Below are 16860 nucleotides of genomic sequence, written 5' to 3' on the forward strand. Positions count from 1 at the left end.
CTTCTGGGGTTGTCTCCAACTCTTCTGGTTCTACTTCTGTAGTTGGTACTTCTGGTATTTGAGTAGTGGTGTAATTAGGATCAGTAATTGACCTTGCTTGTTCTAGGGTTAGTTCACCTCTCATAAGTTTCGATAATGTATCTTCTCCTCCCTCTGTATAGTTAATCAGTTTTACAGTAGTGTTGTAGAGATTTTCGATTCTGTTACCTAACTCATCGATAAACTCTAATTTCACCCAGTTAACCCCAGGTTGAAAGCCTGTCAAGTAAACTGGTTTCCAACTATCTAATAAAAAGCTTTCATTATTGATAGTTACTCTAATTCGCCAGTCATTGATCTCATCTTCTTGGTTTTCTCTAGCAACTAAATGTAAAGGTACATTAGTAAGATAAAAGTCCAACATGATTGGTTCTGCCCCATAATCTCCTTGGGGACTGTTATATGTCAGTAGGGGTAATGAAGAATCTGGTTGTTTGTCGGTAGGTGTAAAAATATGAAACTGAGTTTGAGTGTAAGCACCTTCGTTTTTAAAACTTTCATGCCAGGGTTTGACCGCAAATACTGTCAAAGTATGAGTTCCCGGGTCTAAATCCTTTATAGCTATTTCTTGATTGAGATCGTAGATAGGTATGTATCGATCATTATCTACAATTAACTGTAAGTAAGGACCCATCTCTAATTGTTCATCTCGGAAAATGGGTAAGTCTTTGACATCTAGTTCTACATTGACAGTGGTATCAGTGAAAATCTGGTTAGCTTCTGGTTTAATAATACTTACTTGAGGTTGATAGATGCTTAACATTGAACCAAGTTGGTCGATAATCTCAGGCGAAGCCACTTCTGAGAGACGATGGGGTTGATTTTGATTGGCTACGGATGCTGAATCCCCTATTTCTTGACTGTTTAAGCGATCGCTACATCCTCCTATGCTTAACCCTATTACTATTACTACTAATATGTATATAAATATTGTTTTTATTGATTTATATCTATACCTGAGACTTAACATTTTGTTACTCTTTTTCTTCCTAACTCTTCTTTGGTAATATAGCGAAATTTGCCTCATTTTATTATTAAAATTATCTAAGATTAAGTTTTGTTAAGAAAAGTCAAAAAAACTTGACTTTGAGCAGGATAAGACTAAGGAAAAGAGAGAAAGAAGGAAGAAGAGAGAAGAAATTTTAAATATTGTTAATCATTTGTAAAAAGAGTTAAAAGAAGCATTAAGATGGCAGATAGTGATTAGTAATTGTTTAGGAAAAAAAAACCAAAACAATAAACAAAACACGATCAGTTGAGTTATCGTAGAAAAAGCTTAGTAAAAACTAAGTTAACACTAGTTAACAAATCTGATAAAATCCCCTTGAAAAAGATAAACGTCTTGTGGAGAGAGGAGACACCCTCATGACAATAAGTCCTCAAGAAAAAGAGGCGAAAGCCAAAATAGTAGTAGATAAAGACCCAGTACCAACTTCATTTGAGAAGTGGGGAAAACCAGGGCATTTTGACCGGACACTGGCAAAGGGACCCCAAACCACAACTTGGATTTGGAACCTACATGCCGATGCCCACGATTTCGACAGTCAAACAAGTGACCTAGAAGATATTTCACGGAAAATCTTTAGTGCTCACTTTGGCCATTTAGCAGTAGTATTCGTCTGGCTAAGTGGAATGTATTTTCATGGTGCTCGCTTTTCCAACTATGAAGCGTGGTTAACAGATCCAACTAACATAAAACCAAGCGCCCAAGTAGTTTGGCCAATTGTTGGTCAAGATATATTAAATGCTGATGTAGGCGGTGGATTCCATGGAATTCAGATAACATCAGGTTTCTTCCAACTTTGGAGAGCTTCTGGAATAACAACAGAGTTTCAGTTATACTGCACGGCAATTGGTGGATTAGTAATGGCAGGCTTAATGCTATTTGCAGGATGGTTCCACTACCATAAGCGTGCGCCAAAACTGGAATGGTTCCAGAATGTAGAGTCAATGTTGAACCACCACCTAGCAGGATTACTAGGATTAGGATCCCTAGGTTGGGCAGGACACCAAATACACGTATCATTGCCAATAAACAAACTATTGGATGCGGGTGTAGCGCCTAAGGATATTCCTTTACCCCATGAGTTTATACTGGACTCAAGCAAAATGGCAGAGCTGTATCCAAGCTTTGCAGAAGGATTAAAACCCTTCTTTACATTAAATTGGGGGGTATATTCAGACTTTTTAACCTTCAAAGGAGGATTAAACCCCGTAACAGGAGGTTTATGGCTATCCGATACAGCCCATCACCACCTAGCGATAGCAGTACTGTTTATTATTGCAGGACACATGTATCGCACTAATTGGGGTATAGGACATAGCATCAAAGAAATTCTAGAAGGCCAAAAAGATCCAATTACAGGAACTAACCACAGAGGTCTTTACGAAATATTAACAACCTCTTGGCACGCCCAACTAGCATTAAACCTAGCACTCTTAGGTTCTTTAACAATCATCGTGGCTCATCACATGTATGCGATGCCGCCATATCCCTACTTAGCGACAGATTACGGAACTCAACTATCCATATTTACACATCATATTTGGATTGGAGGGTTTTTAATCGTAGGTGCGGGAGCTCACGCAGCGATATTTATGGTGCGTGACTACGACCCAGCTAAAAACATAGATAACCTGTTAGATAGAGTTCTTCGTCAACGGGATGCCCTAATTTCTCACCTAAACTGGGTATGTATTTTCCTAGGTTTCCATAGCTTCGGATTATACGTACATAACGACACCATGAGAGCGTTAGGTCGTCCACAAGATATGTTCTCTGATACAGCAATCCAACTGCAACCAATCTTTGCTCAGTGGATACAAAACCTACACACTCTAGCACCCGGTGGAACAGCACCCAATGCCATTGAACCAGTAAGCTATGCTTTTGGTGGTGGAATTGTAGCGGTGGGAGGAAAAGTAGCAATGATGCCGATTGCGTTAGGAACAGCAGACTTTATGGTGCATCATATCCATGCGTTCACCATTCACGTAACTGTTCTAGTACTCCTAAAAGGTGTACTGTATGCCCGTAACTCTCGTTTGATTCCTGATAAAGCTGAACTAGGGTTCCGTTTCCCTTGTGATGGACCAGGACGTGGTGGTACTTGTCAAGTTTCTGGCTGGGACCACGTATTCCTAGGACTATTCTGGATGTATAACTCACTATCAATAGTAATCTTCCACTTTAGCTGGAAAATGCAGTCAGATGTGTGGGGAACAGTACAACCAGATGGCAGTGTGGCTCATATCACGGCGGGTAACTTTGCCCAAAGTGCAATTACTATCAATGGTTGGCTAAGAGACTTCCTCTGGGCTCAATCAGCACAGGTAATTAATTCCTACGGGTCAGCTTTGTCAGCATACGGCATAATGTTCTTAGCTGGACACTTCATCTTTGCCTTTAGCCTCATGTTCCTATTCAGTGGACGTGGTTACTGGCAAGAATTAATAGAGTCAATAGTATGGGCTCACAATAAACTAAAAGTAGCTCCAGCAATCCAACCACGCGCTTTGAGTATCATTCAAGGACGCGCAGTAGGAGTAGCTCACTACTTGCTAGGAGGAATTGTAACCACATGGGCATTCTTCTTAGCTAGAATACTCGCAGTAGGGTAAAACCTAAATAAGTGCAAATTTTTCGCAACCGATACCTGGAACCAATGGTTCCAGGTGTACAATAGAAAAAAGCACAAGCTAGCAGTAAATATCGCATAAGCTCAATTGTTCACAAACAGGAGACCTTCTGTTTATAGCTATGGCAACTAAATTTCCAAAATTTAGCCAGGATCTCGCACAAGACCCAACTACACGTCGTATTTGGTATGGGATAGCTACAGCCCACGATTTTGAAACTCACGATGGGATGACTGAAGAAAATCTCTATCAAAAGATTTTTGCTTCTCATTTCGGCCACATCGCGATCATCTTTCTGTGGACTTCCGGCACCATATTTCACGTAGCCTGGCAAGGTAACTTCGAGCAGTGGATCAAAGATCCTCTGAATGTACGTCCTATTGCTCACGCAATTTGGGACCCTCACTTCGGTCAAGGTGCTCTAGACGCATTTACACAAGCGGGAGCATCTAACCCAGTAAATATAGCATATTCAGGTGTATACCACTGGTTTTACACCATAGGGATGACTACAAACAGTGACCTGTACCAAGGTGCAGTATTCCTGTTGATTCTATCTTCTGTATTCTTATTCGCAGGTTGGTTACACTTACAACCTAAATTCCGTCCAAGTCTATCTTGGTTCAAGAATGCAGAGTCAAGACTCAACCACCACCTAGCAGGTTTGTTTGGTGTAAGCTCCCTAGCATGGACAGGTCACCTAGTTCACGTGGCAATTCCTGAATCAAGAGGACAACACGTAGGTTGGGATAACTTCCTAACTACACCTCCTCATCCCGCAGGATTAGCACCTTTCTTCACAGGAAACTGGGGAGTATACGCTCAAAACCCAGATACTGCTAACCACATCTTCGGGACATCAGAAGGCGCAGGAACAGCAATTCTAACCTTCTTGGGAGGATTCCACCCTCAAACAGAATCTTTGTGGTTGACTGATATGGCTCACCACCACTTGGCGATCGCCGTGATCTTCATTATCGCAGGTCACATGTATCGTACAAACTTTGGTATCGGCCACAGCATCAAAGAGATTCTCAAAACTCACAGACCCCCCGAAGGTACTCCCTTTGGCGGTATGTTAGGAAATGGACACGCTGGTCTCTACGACACTATCAACAACTCTCTACACTTCCAATTAGCTCTAGCTTTAGCTTCTTTAGGTGTAGTGACTTCTTTGGTAGCCCAGCACATGTACGCTCTGCCACCATACGCCTTTATGGCCAGAGATTACACCACCCAAGCAGCACTTTATACCCATCACCAGTACATTGCTGGATTTATTATGGTAGGTGCTTTTGCTCATGGTGCTATCTTCCTAGTCAGAGATTACGATCCAGAAGCTAACAAAGATAACGTACTAGCAAGAGTTCTAGAGCACAAGGAAGCGATTATCTCCCACTTAAGCTGGGTATCCCTCTTCCTAGGTTTCCATACCCTCGGTCTCTATGTACACAATGATGTAGTAGTTGCCTTCGGAACTCCCGAGAAACAAATCCTCATTGAACCAGTGTTCGCCCAGTTCATTCAAGGAGCTCACGGTAAAGTTCTCTACGGCTTCGACACACTGCTATCTAACCCCGATAGTGTGGCATCCACCACCAGCGCAGTTTGGTTACCAGGCTGGCTAGATGCAATCAACAGTGGAACTAACTCTCTATTCTTAACCATCGGTCCTGGCGACTTCCTAGTACACCATGCGATCGCTCTTGGTTTACACACTACTACCTTAATTCTTGTTAAAGGTGCTTTAGATGCCCGTGGCTCTAAACTAATGCCCGACAAGAAAGACTTCGGCTTCTCCTTCCCTTGTGATGGACCTGGCCGTGGTGGTACTTGTGATATCTCTGCCTGGGATGCTTTCTACCTCGCTATGTTCTGGATGCTCAACACTCTAGGTTGGGTAACCTTCTACTGGCACTGGAAACATCTAGGTATTTGGCAAGGTAACGTAGCTCAATTCAATGAAAACTCTACCTACCTAATGGGCTGGTTCCGTGATTATCTCTGGGCTAACTCCGCTCAATTAATTAACGGTTACAACCCCTACGGTGTTAACAACCTATCTGTCTGGGCTTGGATGTTCCTCTTTGGACACCTAGTTTGGGCTACTGGTTTCATGTTCCTCATCTCTTGGAGAGGATACTGGCAAGAGCTGATTGAAACTATCGTTTGGGCACACGAGCGCACTCCTCTAGCTAACCTAGTTCGCTGGAAAGACAAGCCCGTTGCTCTCTCTATCGTTCAAGCTCGTTTAGTAGGATTAGCTCACTTCACAGTTGGCTACGTCTTTACTTACGCCGCCTTCCTGATTGCTTCGACAGCAGGTAAGTTCGGTTAACAAGCCCTTAACTAATCTTCTTTAGTTAAGTAATTAATAAGTCCCTATCTTATTTTCTAAGGTAGGGACTTATTTTTATTGAGGTTATAGCAGTGAGCGCAGTGATGTTATAGCAATGAGCAAATAGATGTTTACAGTTATCATGAAAAGCCCCCCTTTAATAAGGGGGGTTTGGGGGGAAAAGTTTATCTAAATATGGTTAACACTACAACGAGCACTGCTATAACACAATATATTTTGATTTATCACAAATGATACCCCCAACCCCCCTCAATACTGCTATGCTTTATAAGGAACTCTGAAACCCTTGTATAGCAGGGAGCACCGGAGCACGGGAGCTTCAACAGAGGGGTTTTTGGCTTTGTAATTAATCTCCTTTCAACCTTACTCTAATCAATAATTTTCTCTTAACAAAAGCAGTATTGCAACCCCCCTTACCCATATCTTGCACTGGTGCAAGATCTAAGCTACAGGTTACTGACATAATTTGGTGCGTTACGGGCTTCGCCCTAACACACCCTACTCATACTCAGATCTTGATCTTTAGCTAATGTTACTAGTGGATGAATAATGAGTTTTGAGTTTTGAAGTCTTGAAGTTAAAATAGCTCCCGGAGCTCCCTATTGCTATTTTAATCGTAAGTATATAAGCGGACATGATATGAATATGACAGGGAACAGAAATGTAAAGTAGGGGCGCTCATACTTGCGCCCTTGACGGGGTGACTTTTTTTGCCTTTTTATTACTCAGGTAATATACCATCTTTTTAGCTTTGGCCTCTTGCCTACCTTTATTCTCATATCAAAGCACCAGTACTTATGTACTAAATTAACCTCAGAAAAAGTTCATTTCTCTTTCGCCTAAGATCTTACAAAGGTCAACCAATTTTTAAGCGTTGAGCATTAATTCATTACTTCAAGACTTCAAGACTTCAAGACTTCAAGACTTCTTACTCCAAGACTTCTTACTCATTACTCATTACTCATTACTCATTACTCATTATTCATCCACCACAAGTAACTTTGGATAAAGATGCAAGATCTGAGTATTCCTAAGTATATAACCGGAGACTCTTCTAATTTATTCGTTATTAACTTCTCCTGGAAAAACAACGTCTTCGTAGAGTAAGGAAATTGGATATTGAAAGTTAATACTTGTGAGTTCAATCTCTAAATCTGTATTGTTTTCACTCGCTTCTTCTGGAGAATAAGCGGTTAATTCCCATTTTCCTTTTTCATTCAGTCGATAACATTCGATATTCATCCGTTCAGCATCAATTAAAACGTATTCTTTTAATGTTGTGATGCCACGATAATTTCTAAATTTTCGTCCACGGTCAAAGCCTTCTGTACTCGGGGACAACACTTCGATAATTAAGCAGGGATGATAAACCATCTGACGAGAGGTCAAATCCCTACTGTCACAGGTCACCATTACATCGGGATAGTGAAAAGGCCCATCCTGGGAAACGCCAACTTTAGCATCTGCCATAAAGACTTTGCATCCTTTGCCTCGAAGATGATTTTTCAGAGCAGAGGCCAAGTTTAATGAAACTGAGTTATGGGCCAAGTTTCCCCCAGTCATAGCATAAACCTGGCCATCGATATATTCGTATTTGAGAGGTTGTTTTTCTTCCCATTCCAGGTATTCTGGAGGAGTCATGAATTGGATTTCAGGCTGGGCAATCATCAGATTTTTTCCTAATAAATTCGCAGTTGTGAATAATCTTATGGTGTGATTAATTTGTTGACAATCTCACCCCTAAATCAAAGATTTTAGCGAGGTTTCTCTTTTTACAATTTTATAGCAGTACAAAAAATAGTTAGGACATCTAGATTTGAATGAAAGAAAATACCTATTAATGCGTAAGGCTATAGATAGATACAAAACAGACATCACATAAACTATATTTTGTCAATAAATAAATTCTATTTTAAAGATAACTTTATAATTGGCTGTTAAGCTTGACTTTAAAAGCATATCTATATTAATATGTCACAAGTACGGAATTAAAATAATTAATTACTTTAAACAACAATAGCTAACATGAAAAAATTCATAAAAGCAACTCTAGCGGTAACAGCAGCATCTACTAGTTTATTAGCTGTATCTGCTCAATCTACATTAGCAGCAACTGTAATCAGTAACATTGGTTCTCCTGCTGATGGCTCTCTCGCACCGGCGGCGGGTGGTACTACTACAATAGACAATGAGCAGTTAGGTCAATCTAAAGCCTTTGGATTTACTGTACCTGCAAATGGTCCAGACTATACTTTTGAAAGTGCCACATTTTGGTTAATTGGTTACGATGGTGATGATGCTGTTCCTCCTGAAGCTCCAGTAGCAACTATCCACGTAGGTAGTCCTACAGGTACATCACTAGGATCTATTACTCCTAACATAACTGATCCTATCAATAACCCTCCTGGAACTAACGATCCCGCTTACTTTGAATTCACTGGAGCTACTCCTACATTAACCGCAGGAACTACTTATTATATTACTTTAACTAATGATAGTAGTAGTGCATTTAACTGGGCAAGGGCTCTGAATAATGGAGATACACCAACAGCAAATCCCTTTGAAGTTGTTGATTATCAATTTAGTGATGCTGCTACTACTTCCTTCAGCCCTTCTAATGAGTTCAATGGTATCGCCATCGACGCTACACCACAACAAGTACCTATTCCTGAACCTATGACTATCTTAGGATCTTTAGTAGTTTTAGGTTTCGGCGGTGCAATGAAACGCAAAGCCAAAAAATAAATCTTTGTTGAATTAAGCTTTCGACAAGGCTATAAAACACGAAACCAAAGGTGTGAGTGAATAGCCATACTTTATTAATTTTTTAGATAGCTTTTAGTCTGTATAGACACAAAAATTTATTAACAAATTATAAATTAATTTTGGGTTAGGTTTAACTAAGTATAAAACCTAACCTATTTACTTACTAATTTATCGATTACCAGTCATATTCTAATTCCCCAGAATCTATTTTATTCCAGATTAATTCACGACATAATCTTAACTCTTCAGGAGAAATTTTACCATCAGCTTTTATTGCAGCTTTAATAGTTTCCATTTCCTCTTTCGTTAAAATTCCATCAGCGATCGCTTTTTCGATGACACTTTTAAGTTGAGCTAAATTTTCTAGTTCTTCTGGGGAAGAAGGCTTATTGTTGCTTTGAGAGTTTTCCATGATTTCTTAAGTATTTATTTTGATCATAATATCTTCTGTAAAAACAAATCAACCTGAGAATTATAATCCAAATTTCTTTGATTTTTCCAGCAGTAGATTTATCTTATCTCAAGATTAATTTTATTACAAATAAAGACAAATTATTTCAAAATGATGGTATATTTAACTACATTTTACCAAAAAAATTAGCACTATATTAAGAAAAATTACGCAAATAAAAAAATGTTACGCAGAAACTTGAAATTTAATATTAAAAATACGATATTATTAGGAATTTTATTTCTGGCTATTCCTGGTATATCCTTAGCAGCGACAGAAGATGAAGGGGGAGGAATTTTCGCTTTATTCGATAAAATATTTGCCCAGTATTTAGTTCCCGTTTTAGAAAAAGTATTATTTTTCAAAATAGGTGGAGACAATGGCATTGAATTCATTGTTCTTTGGCTGATATGTGGAGCTGTTTTTTTTACTCTAAAGATGGGCTTTATCAATATCAAAGGATTTGCCCATGCCATTGAAATAGTCAAAGGAAAATATGACTTTCCCAATGAAGAAGGAGAGGTGACACACTTTCAAGCTTTGAGTACAGCAGTATCCGGTACAGTAGGTATAGGTAACATTGCGGGGGTTGCTATAGCCATTCAACTAGGTGGTCCTGGAGCAATATTTTGGCTAACAGTGGCAGGTTTACTAGGAATGAGTAGTAAATTTGTAGAATGCACATTGGGAGTTAAATATCGTTTGGTCAAACCTGATGGAAGTATATCAGGGGGGCCAATGTACTATTTAACAAAAGGTCTAGCTAGAAGAGGGTTGCGTCCTTTAGGAAAAGCAATGGCGATAATATTTGCGATATTTTGTGCAGGTTCAACAATTATTGCTGCAAGTATTTTCCAGACAAATCAGTCTTATGAGGCTATAGCCAATGTTTTCCCAGCTGTTCCTGCTCCCGTTTACAGTATTGCCGTAGCTATTTTAGTAGGATTAATTATTTTCGGTGGTATTCAACGTATTGGTGTAGTTACCAGCACTCTAGTACCAGCTATGGGAGTCATTTACGTCCTAGCCTGTCTGTGGATTATCCTAGTAAACGTAACTCAGATTCCTGCCGCGATAGGTACTATCATTTCCCAAGCTTTTAATCCCAGTGCTGCAATTGCTGGAGGATTTCTGGCTACCTTTGCTATTGGGTTGAGACGTTCAGCTTACTCCAATGAAGCAGGAATTGGTACTGCATCCATTGCCCACTCTGCCGCCAAAACTAGTGAACCGATTCGAGAAGGCTTCGTTGCTTTACTAGAGCCTTTTATAGACACAGTGATTGTTTGCAACATGACCGCCCTAGTAATTGTTATCACTGGTGAATATCTCAACGAACGAGGCGAAGGATTAGATGGAGTAAGCATGACCTCTGATGCCTTTGCCAGTGTAATTAGTTGGTTTCCCTATATTTTAGCAATAGCCGTCTTCCTGTTTGCCTTTTCGACGTTAATTTCTACTGCCTATTATGGAGAAATGGCTTTAACTTATGTTTTTGGGCAGCGCAGTAAAATAGTAGCCCGAATCTTATTCATTTTAGGAATTACTATAGGTGCTAGTGTAGATACAGGTGCAGCCCTTGAGTTTACCGATATGTTGCTATTAGCAATGGCCTTTCCTAACCTAATTGGTTGTTACATCATGTCTGGAGAAATAGCTGACGATCTCAAAGACTACCTCTCCAGACTCAAGTCAGGAAATATGCCTACTTATGAACCTGCGAAGATGGAAACTGGAGTAAAATAGTAAGAAACCTAAAAGAATGAGTCTATTTAAAAAAAATCGAGTATTGGTGCCTATAGATTTTTCCGACATGTCTTTTTTAGCTCAAGAAGAAGCCTTAAAATTTGTAGATTCTCCAAGTCACCTACATGTTCTACACGTTCTTCCTGAGCTTTCCCCAGTAGAACCTGGTGTGATGTGGAACACAGTTAACGATGATACTCGTAAAGAGAATGTACGCAAAAACTTCAATGAACTCTATCCTGATAGTAAGTATCAGCAAGTTAATTTTGAGGTAAAAATAGGCAATCCCAGCGAGGAAATTATCGACTATGCTCAAGATAATAATATAGAGCTGATTATTATTCCCTGTTATGGCCGTACTGGGTTAAATCGTTTTCTCATGGGATCTGTAACCGAAAGAGTTATTAAATATTCAAATTGCCCTGTTTTGGTATTGCGTAAATAAATTTTGGGATTAGTTACTAATCTTTAGGAGAAAAAGTAACAATTTCAGACCATTCTTGAGAGGACAGAGGTTGAGTAACTAATTCAATATCTAAAGTTTCTGCTGCTGCACAAAGACTAGTAACTATCTGATTTAAATCAGGTAAAGCAAAATCATTCATCTGGGATAAATTGGTACCAAAAACTTGATTATACAATTGCCAATTTGTCCCTATTCTTATGGAACCATGCTGAAGGTAATAATTACCTTGCTTGAGTAAAGCACTACCAATAAACTTATATCCATCTTCAGTAACTAAGTCAGCAGGCGTACTAGTGGCTAAACAATTGGGGTTGCCTAGATATTCTCTACCTCCTTCTCCATAATGTAAATTAATACCCAGAGATTGCCAACCAACAATGAGAAACTCGCACAAATACTTATAAACATCAATGATTTTTCCTGATAGACCAGAAGTGACAATCATATAGGTTAAATCATCATGATGAAGTACAGCCCTACCACCAGTTGGACGCTTAACAATATCTACAGGTTTCCCCTCCCAAGTTAATTTTTGCCAATGTTGGGGATAGCGACGCTGATGATATCCCAGAGAAATTGCTGGAGGTGACCAAGTATAGAATCTCAGGGTAGATGGGTGTATTCCCTGTTGATGTTTTTGGAGTAACCAACTATCTATGGCCATTTGTATCTTGCCATTGGCTTCTAAGGGAGGTATATAGCGCCATTTAGTCATAAGTTAAGAGTAATAAGTAATGAGTTAATTTATAATACTCGCATCCAGTTTATATATCCCAGTTAAAACCAGGTTCGTAGTTGGACTAAAGGTCCAAAAGATCTAGAAAAAACTAGAGATAACTAAAACTGATTATAAAGGTTTATATCATGTCCGTTTAATTAGTTATGATAAAGTTCTACCTTCATACCTTCTTCTTTTCTTTCAGCATAGCTGCCTCTCGGAGCCTCTCGGAGCCTCACCTCATTTTTATCGTAAGTATTCACCCGAACTTGATATTATAGGGCTAAAGCCCTACTACGAACCGGGGTTTTATAACTAGGATTTGGTATAATTAAATTTTTTTGTTAAGCTTACTCTTCTTCCCACTCACTATTATTTTCCTGTTGAATTAAACTAAATTGTGAGGGAATATCAAGCCAATTAATTTGATTGGAGGGGATATCTTGATACACTTCTCCCTGATTAAGCCAAATAACTCTTTGAGAAAAATCTTCCACTATATTAAGTTGATGATTAACCATAATTATAGTTATATTGTGTTCTTGGGCTAAATTGATTAAAATCTCAATAAGATTAGCAGCAACGCCAAAATCTAAAGCAGAAGTAGGCTCATCTAATAAGATGATTGAAGGTTCCATAATTAGAGCACGGGCGATCGCCACTAATTGTCTTTGTCCTAAAGACAACTGTAACTCTGTTCTATCTAACCAAGCTTCCGGTATTTTCAGTTGATGGCACCAAAAACTTAAGCGCTTATTAATATTTTCCTGGGGAAAATTTTGTAAAATTAGAGGATAGGCTAAAGTTTCAGCCACGCTCATTTCTAGCAGTTTTGGTTCTTGAGGAACTAAAACTATTTGTCTACGTAGATTAATCACAGGAAAACTAGATATATTTTGCCCCTGGAAGTAAATTTCACCCCTAGTAGGACTATTAAGTCGATTAAGTAAACGTAAAAGAGAACTTTTCCCGGATCCAACTGTGCCAATAATCCCTAAGCGCTCCTTTGAGTTTACACTAAAACAGATATTTTTGAGAATATACTGATTACCCACAGAAGATTGTAAAGTAACGTCGTCTACCTTAAGAACAACAGAAGACATAGGAAGATTATGCAAATTAGCAAAAATTAAGTTATGCTTATTCTTTCATTAACATAAAAAGAACAAGTATAGAGTTAGGCCATTGAGAGTGATTAATCAAAGAGAAAAAATCAACATATTATCTAAAGATGTTACCGCTCTTTTAGCCGCAGGTCAAGTAATTGATTCAATTGAAGCGGTGGTGAGAGAATTAGTAGAAAATTCTCTAGATGCCGGGGCTAATCGCATATTTGTCTCTCTTTGGCCAGAGGCTTGGCGAATACAAGTATCTGACAATGGTTGTGGGATGTCTTTGAGAGATTTACGCCTAGCTTGTGCTCCCCATGGTACCAGTAAAATTAACAGTGAAGCAGATTTACATCAAATTAGGACTCTAGGATTTCGAGGGGAAGCCCTATATAGCTTAGCTCAATTAGCAGATTTAGAAATTCTGAGTCGCCCCCACAATTCAGATAGCTGTGGCTGGAAAATTAGCTATGAAAATGGAGAAAATATTGGGGAAACTCAAGTGGCGATCGCTCCCGGCACAATTATCACGGTACGTAATTTATTTAGCAATTGGCAAGTCAGAAGAGAGGTGTTAGGGAACAATTCTAAGCAACTCAAGAGACTTCAGACAATGATTGCTGAAATGTCTTTGTGTCATCCCCACGTTAACTGGCAAATTCGTCTTGATGATCGACTTTGGTTAAAGATTAGCCCTAGTGAAAATTCCCTAGGCATTATCCCTCAAGTTATCAAACAAGTTACTAGTAGCGATGTAGCTTACAAAGAATTTGAAATACCACCTCACGGAGAAATAACCAAAGAAAAGATAGCCCTAATTTTAGGATTACCAGACCGTTGTCACCGTCAAAGAGCAGATTGGATCAAAGTAGCTGTCAATGGGCGTGTAGTGAAATCGCAACCCTTAGAGCAAAGTATATTAAGCACTACGGCGAGAATCTTGCCAACGGATCGCTATCCCCTATGTTTCATACATCTTCAAATTTCTCCTCAACAAATTGACTGGAATCGTCACCCTGCTAAATCAGAAATATATATTCAATCAACTAATTTTTATCAAACACAAATTAAAGAAACTATCGAACAACTACTGCGTCTCAATGCTGACTATCTCACCCAATCAGGAGCAAATCAACGTGTCAAACAACTATTCAAAGTAGCAGAAGTAAAAGAAAACTATCGTTTTGATCAAGATATCTCTAAGTCTCATGAAAACTCAAATACTTCCCTAGAATTAATTGCTTTAACTGCTGTAGCCCAAGTTAATAAAACCTATATAGTGGTCGAACACCCACAAGGATTATGGTTAGTAGAACAACATATTGCCCATGAGAGAGTTTTATACGAACAATTACAAGACGATTGGCAGTTAGTTTCCTTAGATAAACCAATCATTCTTAACCAACTCAGTGAAAAGGCGATCGCACAATTAGAAAAACTCGGTATAGAAGTAGAGTCTTTTGGTGAACAACTTTGGGCGGTGCGTAATGCACCAGCTATGTTAGTTAAACGTGAAGATTGTGCCGATGCTTTGGTTGAATTAAGTCAAGGTGGAGATTTACAAGCTGCCCAAGTAGCCACTGCCTGCCGCAGTGCTATTCGCAATGGTACTAATATGAGTTTAGTCCAGATGCAAGATTTAATTAACCAATGGAAAGTTACCCGTAATCCTCGTACTTGCCCTCATGGACGTCCTATTTATTTATCCTTAGAAGAATCTGCCTTAGCTCGCTTTTTTCGTCGTCATTGGGTAATAGGTAAAAGTCATGGTATTTAACTCAGATCAAAGCACCAGAACAAAAGTACTAAATAGGCCAACAAGCGAGAATCAATTTTCAAGCGCGATCGCATTAATTCTTTAACTCATTACCCATTACTCATTACTTCAAAACTCATTACTTCAAAACTCATTACTCAACCCCAACCAGTAACATTAGGTAAAGATGCAAGATATGAGTTTAAGATAGCCAACCTTTGAGACGGCTGGCAACTTGAGGACGACGTAATTTACGCATAGCTTTAGTTTGAATTTGCCGCACTCTTTCCCGAGAAAGATTAAATAGTCCCCCAACCTCTTCTAAAGTGTAGGCTTGATTAGCGCTCAATCCATAACGCAGATAAATTACGTCTCTTTCTCTTTCTGTCAAAACTTCTCTTAAAACTTCTGAGATTTCATGACGCATCATTGCTTCATTCATTTTGTTTTCTGGCAATTGCAATTCATTATCTTCTAACAAATCAATTAATTCTGTATCTTGTTCTTTACCAATGCGATGATTAAGAGAGAGAGATTGTTTTTTTAATTGCTGTAGATAATGTAGGTGATGCAGAGAAATTTCCATTTCTTCAGCAACTTCGGTTTCTGTGGGATTGCGTAATAATCGCTGTTTAAGTACCCTCTGTGCTTTTTTAAGTTTATTTAATTTTTCGACAATGTGAATTGGTAGTCTAATTGTGCGGGCATCATTGGCAATTGTGCGAGTAATTCCTTGGCGAATCCACCAATAAGCGTAGGTAGAGAATTTATATCCTTTGTCGGGGTCAAATTTTTCTGTAGCGCGGTTCAAACCTACGGCGCCTTCTTGAATTAAATCTAAAAAGGGTACTCCTCGGTTTAAATAACGTTTAGCTATAGATACGACTAATCTGAGATTGGAGCGAATCATCTTGCGTTTAGCTACACGTCCTTGGTATAGTAAATTATCTAATTGCCCAATGCTTTTTAACTCTAAAGCATTTACTAATTCTTGTTTACTGGGTTGACGCTTTAGTTGTGATTCTAACTCTTGACGTTTTTTTTCTACATCTACGAGGAATTTCACTTGGCGGGCTAATATTAACTCTTCTTCTGGTTTCAGCAATGGATAACGGGCCATTTCTTTAAAGAAGTTACCTAATGTATCGTCTAGCTTGCGTGGCGTTTTTCCTTTTGATTTTTCTTTGGAGATTTCTTCTTGTAGAGATGATAAGTAAACTTCTACTAAACTATCAGATATTTCTTGATGAGATTGAGTAAGATTAGAATCGAAATCATGATTATCTATATTCATAAGCATTTCAAGATGTTAATTAAATTTTTTGAACAATTTTTAAGAAACTATTTTTTCTATAAGTTATATTGATGATAGTAATCATCAGTAACTTTGGCTAAATATGCAAAATTTGAGTTAATAATGTACACAGGGAATAGTTCGGGTTGGGGTTACGACTTTTATATGTCAAAACCGTTTTTTGTACTGATATAACTGATTAGGGAATAGGGAATAGGAAACAGAAAATCTACCTCAGGTTTTTTGGGAATTTTTATATTGTTGTTTAGATTAGCAGAAAAAATTTTTTTATTTGTTATGGTCATTACAAAATTATGCTGTGATTAACGGTGCGAAAATCATCAATTTAGCTTGACTCATATCTTGCACTAGTACTTATGTACTAAATTAACCTCAGAAAAAGTTCATTTCTCTTTCGCCTAAGAAAAGTAGCAAAGGTCATCTATCGCCCAGACGCGGTCAACTCAGATCTTGCATCTTTATCAAAAGTTACTGGTTGTGGTTGAGTAATGAGTTT

Annotated in this window: 11 protein-coding genes and 1 pseudogene; 6 read left to right on the forward strand and 6 right to left on the reverse strand. The window is 38.7% G+C overall.

Annotated features, from left to right (window positions below; genetic code table 11):
- Nucleotides 1–1009: pseudogene (locus MW688_RS11945) on the reverse strand (hypothetical protein); the annotation flags it as partial.
- Between the two features lie 395 nt (nucleotides 1010–1404).
- Here MW688_RS11945 and psaA point away from each other — a divergent pair.
- A complete protein-coding gene (gene psaA, locus MW688_RS11950; protein ID WP_486736211.1) occupies nucleotides 1405–3660 on the forward strand; it encodes a photosystem I core protein PsaA in 2256 nt (751 codons plus the stop codon).
- Nucleotides 3661–3799: 139 nt separating this feature from the next.
- Entirely contained in the window at nucleotides 3800–6016 is a 2217-nt protein-coding gene (gene psaB, locus MW688_RS11955; protein WP_486736212.1) for a photosystem I core protein PsaB, read from the forward strand.
- Nucleotides 6017–7096: 1080 nt separating this feature from the next.
- Here the strand turns inward: psaB and MW688_RS11960 are convergent.
- Complete coding sequence (locus MW688_RS11960; protein WP_486736213.1) at nucleotides 7097–7705, reverse strand: Uma2 family endonuclease; 609 nt, start codon at nucleotides 7703–7705, stop codon at nucleotides 7097–7099.
- A 357-nt stretch (nucleotides 7706–8062) separates the two neighbouring features.
- Here MW688_RS11960 and MW688_RS11965 point away from each other — a divergent pair, with 357 nt between their 5' ends.
- Nucleotides 8063–8782 (forward strand): PEP-CTERM sorting domain-containing protein, encoded by a 720-nt coding sequence (locus tag MW688_RS11965; RefSeq protein ID WP_486736215.1) that lies wholly within the window; start codon nucleotides 8063–8065, stop codon nucleotides 8780–8782.
- A 196-nt stretch (nucleotides 8783–8978) separates the two neighbouring features.
- On the opposite strand, the gene MW688_RS11970 is transcribed toward MW688_RS11965, so the two are convergent.
- Nucleotides 8979–9215: a tellurite resistance TerB family protein gene (locus MW688_RS11970; protein WP_486736217.1), complete on the reverse strand. Its 237-nt coding sequence runs from the start codon at nucleotides 9213–9215 to the stop codon at nucleotides 8979–8981.
- Nucleotides 9216–9437: 222 nt separating this feature from the next.
- Here MW688_RS11970 and MW688_RS11975 point away from each other — a divergent pair, with 222 nt between their 5' ends.
- Together MW688_RS11975 and MW688_RS11980 are read left to right on the forward strand one after the other, a co-directional pair.
- Nucleotides 9438–11000: an alanine/glycine:cation symporter family protein gene (locus MW688_RS11975; protein ID WP_486736218.1), complete on the forward strand. Its 1563-nt coding sequence runs from the start codon at nucleotides 9438–9440 to the stop codon at nucleotides 10998–11000.
- Nucleotides 11001–11016: 16 nt separating this feature from the next.
- Nucleotides 11017–11445 (forward strand): universal stress protein, encoded by a 429-nt coding sequence (locus tag MW688_RS11980; protein ID WP_486736219.1) that lies wholly within the window; start codon nucleotides 11017–11019, stop codon nucleotides 11443–11445.
- A 16-nt stretch (nucleotides 11446–11461) separates the two neighbouring features.
- On the opposite strand, the gene MW688_RS11985 is transcribed toward MW688_RS11980, so the two are convergent.
- Nucleotides 11462–12181, reverse strand: a complete 720-nt coding sequence (locus MW688_RS11985) for a lipoate--protein ligase family protein (protein WP_486736220.1) — start codon at nucleotides 12179–12181, stop codon at nucleotides 11462–11464.
- A gap of 353 nt (nucleotides 12182–12534) precedes the next feature.
- A complete protein-coding gene (locus tag MW688_RS11990; protein ID WP_486736221.1) occupies nucleotides 12535–13287 on the reverse strand; it encodes an ABC transporter ATP-binding protein in 753 nt (250 codons plus the stop codon).
- Nucleotides 13288–13375: 88 nt separating this feature from the next.
- Between MW688_RS11990 and mutL the strand changes: the two genes are divergently transcribed.
- Nucleotides 13376–15070, forward strand: a complete 1695-nt coding sequence (mutL, locus tag MW688_RS11995; protein WP_486736222.1) for a DNA mismatch repair endonuclease MutL — start codon at nucleotides 13376–13378, stop codon at nucleotides 15068–15070.
- Between the two features lie 181 nt (nucleotides 15071–15251).
- Here mutL and MW688_RS12000 read toward each other — a convergent pair whose 3' ends face one another.
- Nucleotides 15252–16343, reverse strand: coding sequence for an RNA polymerase sigma factor, RpoD/SigA family (locus tag MW688_RS12000; RefSeq protein ID WP_486736223.1), 1092 nt, complete (start codon nucleotides 16341–16343; stop codon nucleotides 15252–15254).
- Nucleotides 16344–16860: the final 517 nt, after the last annotated feature.

The sequence above is a fragment of the Johannesbaptistia floridana genome, assembly GCF_057440575.1.

Coding starts and splice junctions, on each gene's coding strand:
- MW688_RS11965 (WP_486736215.1), top strand. CDS start 8,063: ATGAAAAAATTCATAAAAGCAACTCTAGCGGTAACAGCAGCATCTACT.
- psaB (WP_486736212.1), top strand. CDS start 3,800: ATGGCAACTAAATTTCCAAAATTTAGCCAGGATCTCGCACAAGACCCA.
- MW688_RS11985 (WP_486736220.1), bottom strand. CDS start 12,181: ATGACTAAATGGCGCTATATACCTCCCTTAGAAGCCAATGGCAAGATA.
- MW688_RS11970 (WP_486736217.1), bottom strand. CDS start 9,215: ATGGAAAACTCTCAAAGCAACAATAAGCCTTCTTCCCCAGAAGAACTA.
- MW688_RS12000 (WP_486736223.1), bottom strand. CDS start 16,343: ATGAATATAGATAATCATGATTTCGATTCTAATCTTACTCAATCTCAT.
- MW688_RS11960 (WP_486736213.1), bottom strand. CDS start 7,705: ATGATTGCCCAGCCTGAAATCCAATTCATGACTCCTCCAGAATACCTG.
- psaA (WP_486736211.1), top strand. CDS start 1,405: ATGACAATAAGTCCTCAAGAAAAAGAGGCGAAAGCCAAAATAGTAGTA.
- MW688_RS11975 (WP_486736218.1), top strand. CDS start 9,438: ATGTTACGCAGAAACTTGAAATTTAATATTAAAAATACGATATTATTA.
- MW688_RS11990 (WP_486736221.1), bottom strand. CDS start 13,287: ATGTCTTCTGTTGTTCTTAAGGTAGACGACGTTACTTTACAATCTTCT.
- MW688_RS11980 (WP_486736219.1), top strand. CDS start 11,017: ATGAGTCTATTTAAAAAAAATCGAGTATTGGTGCCTATAGATTTTTCC.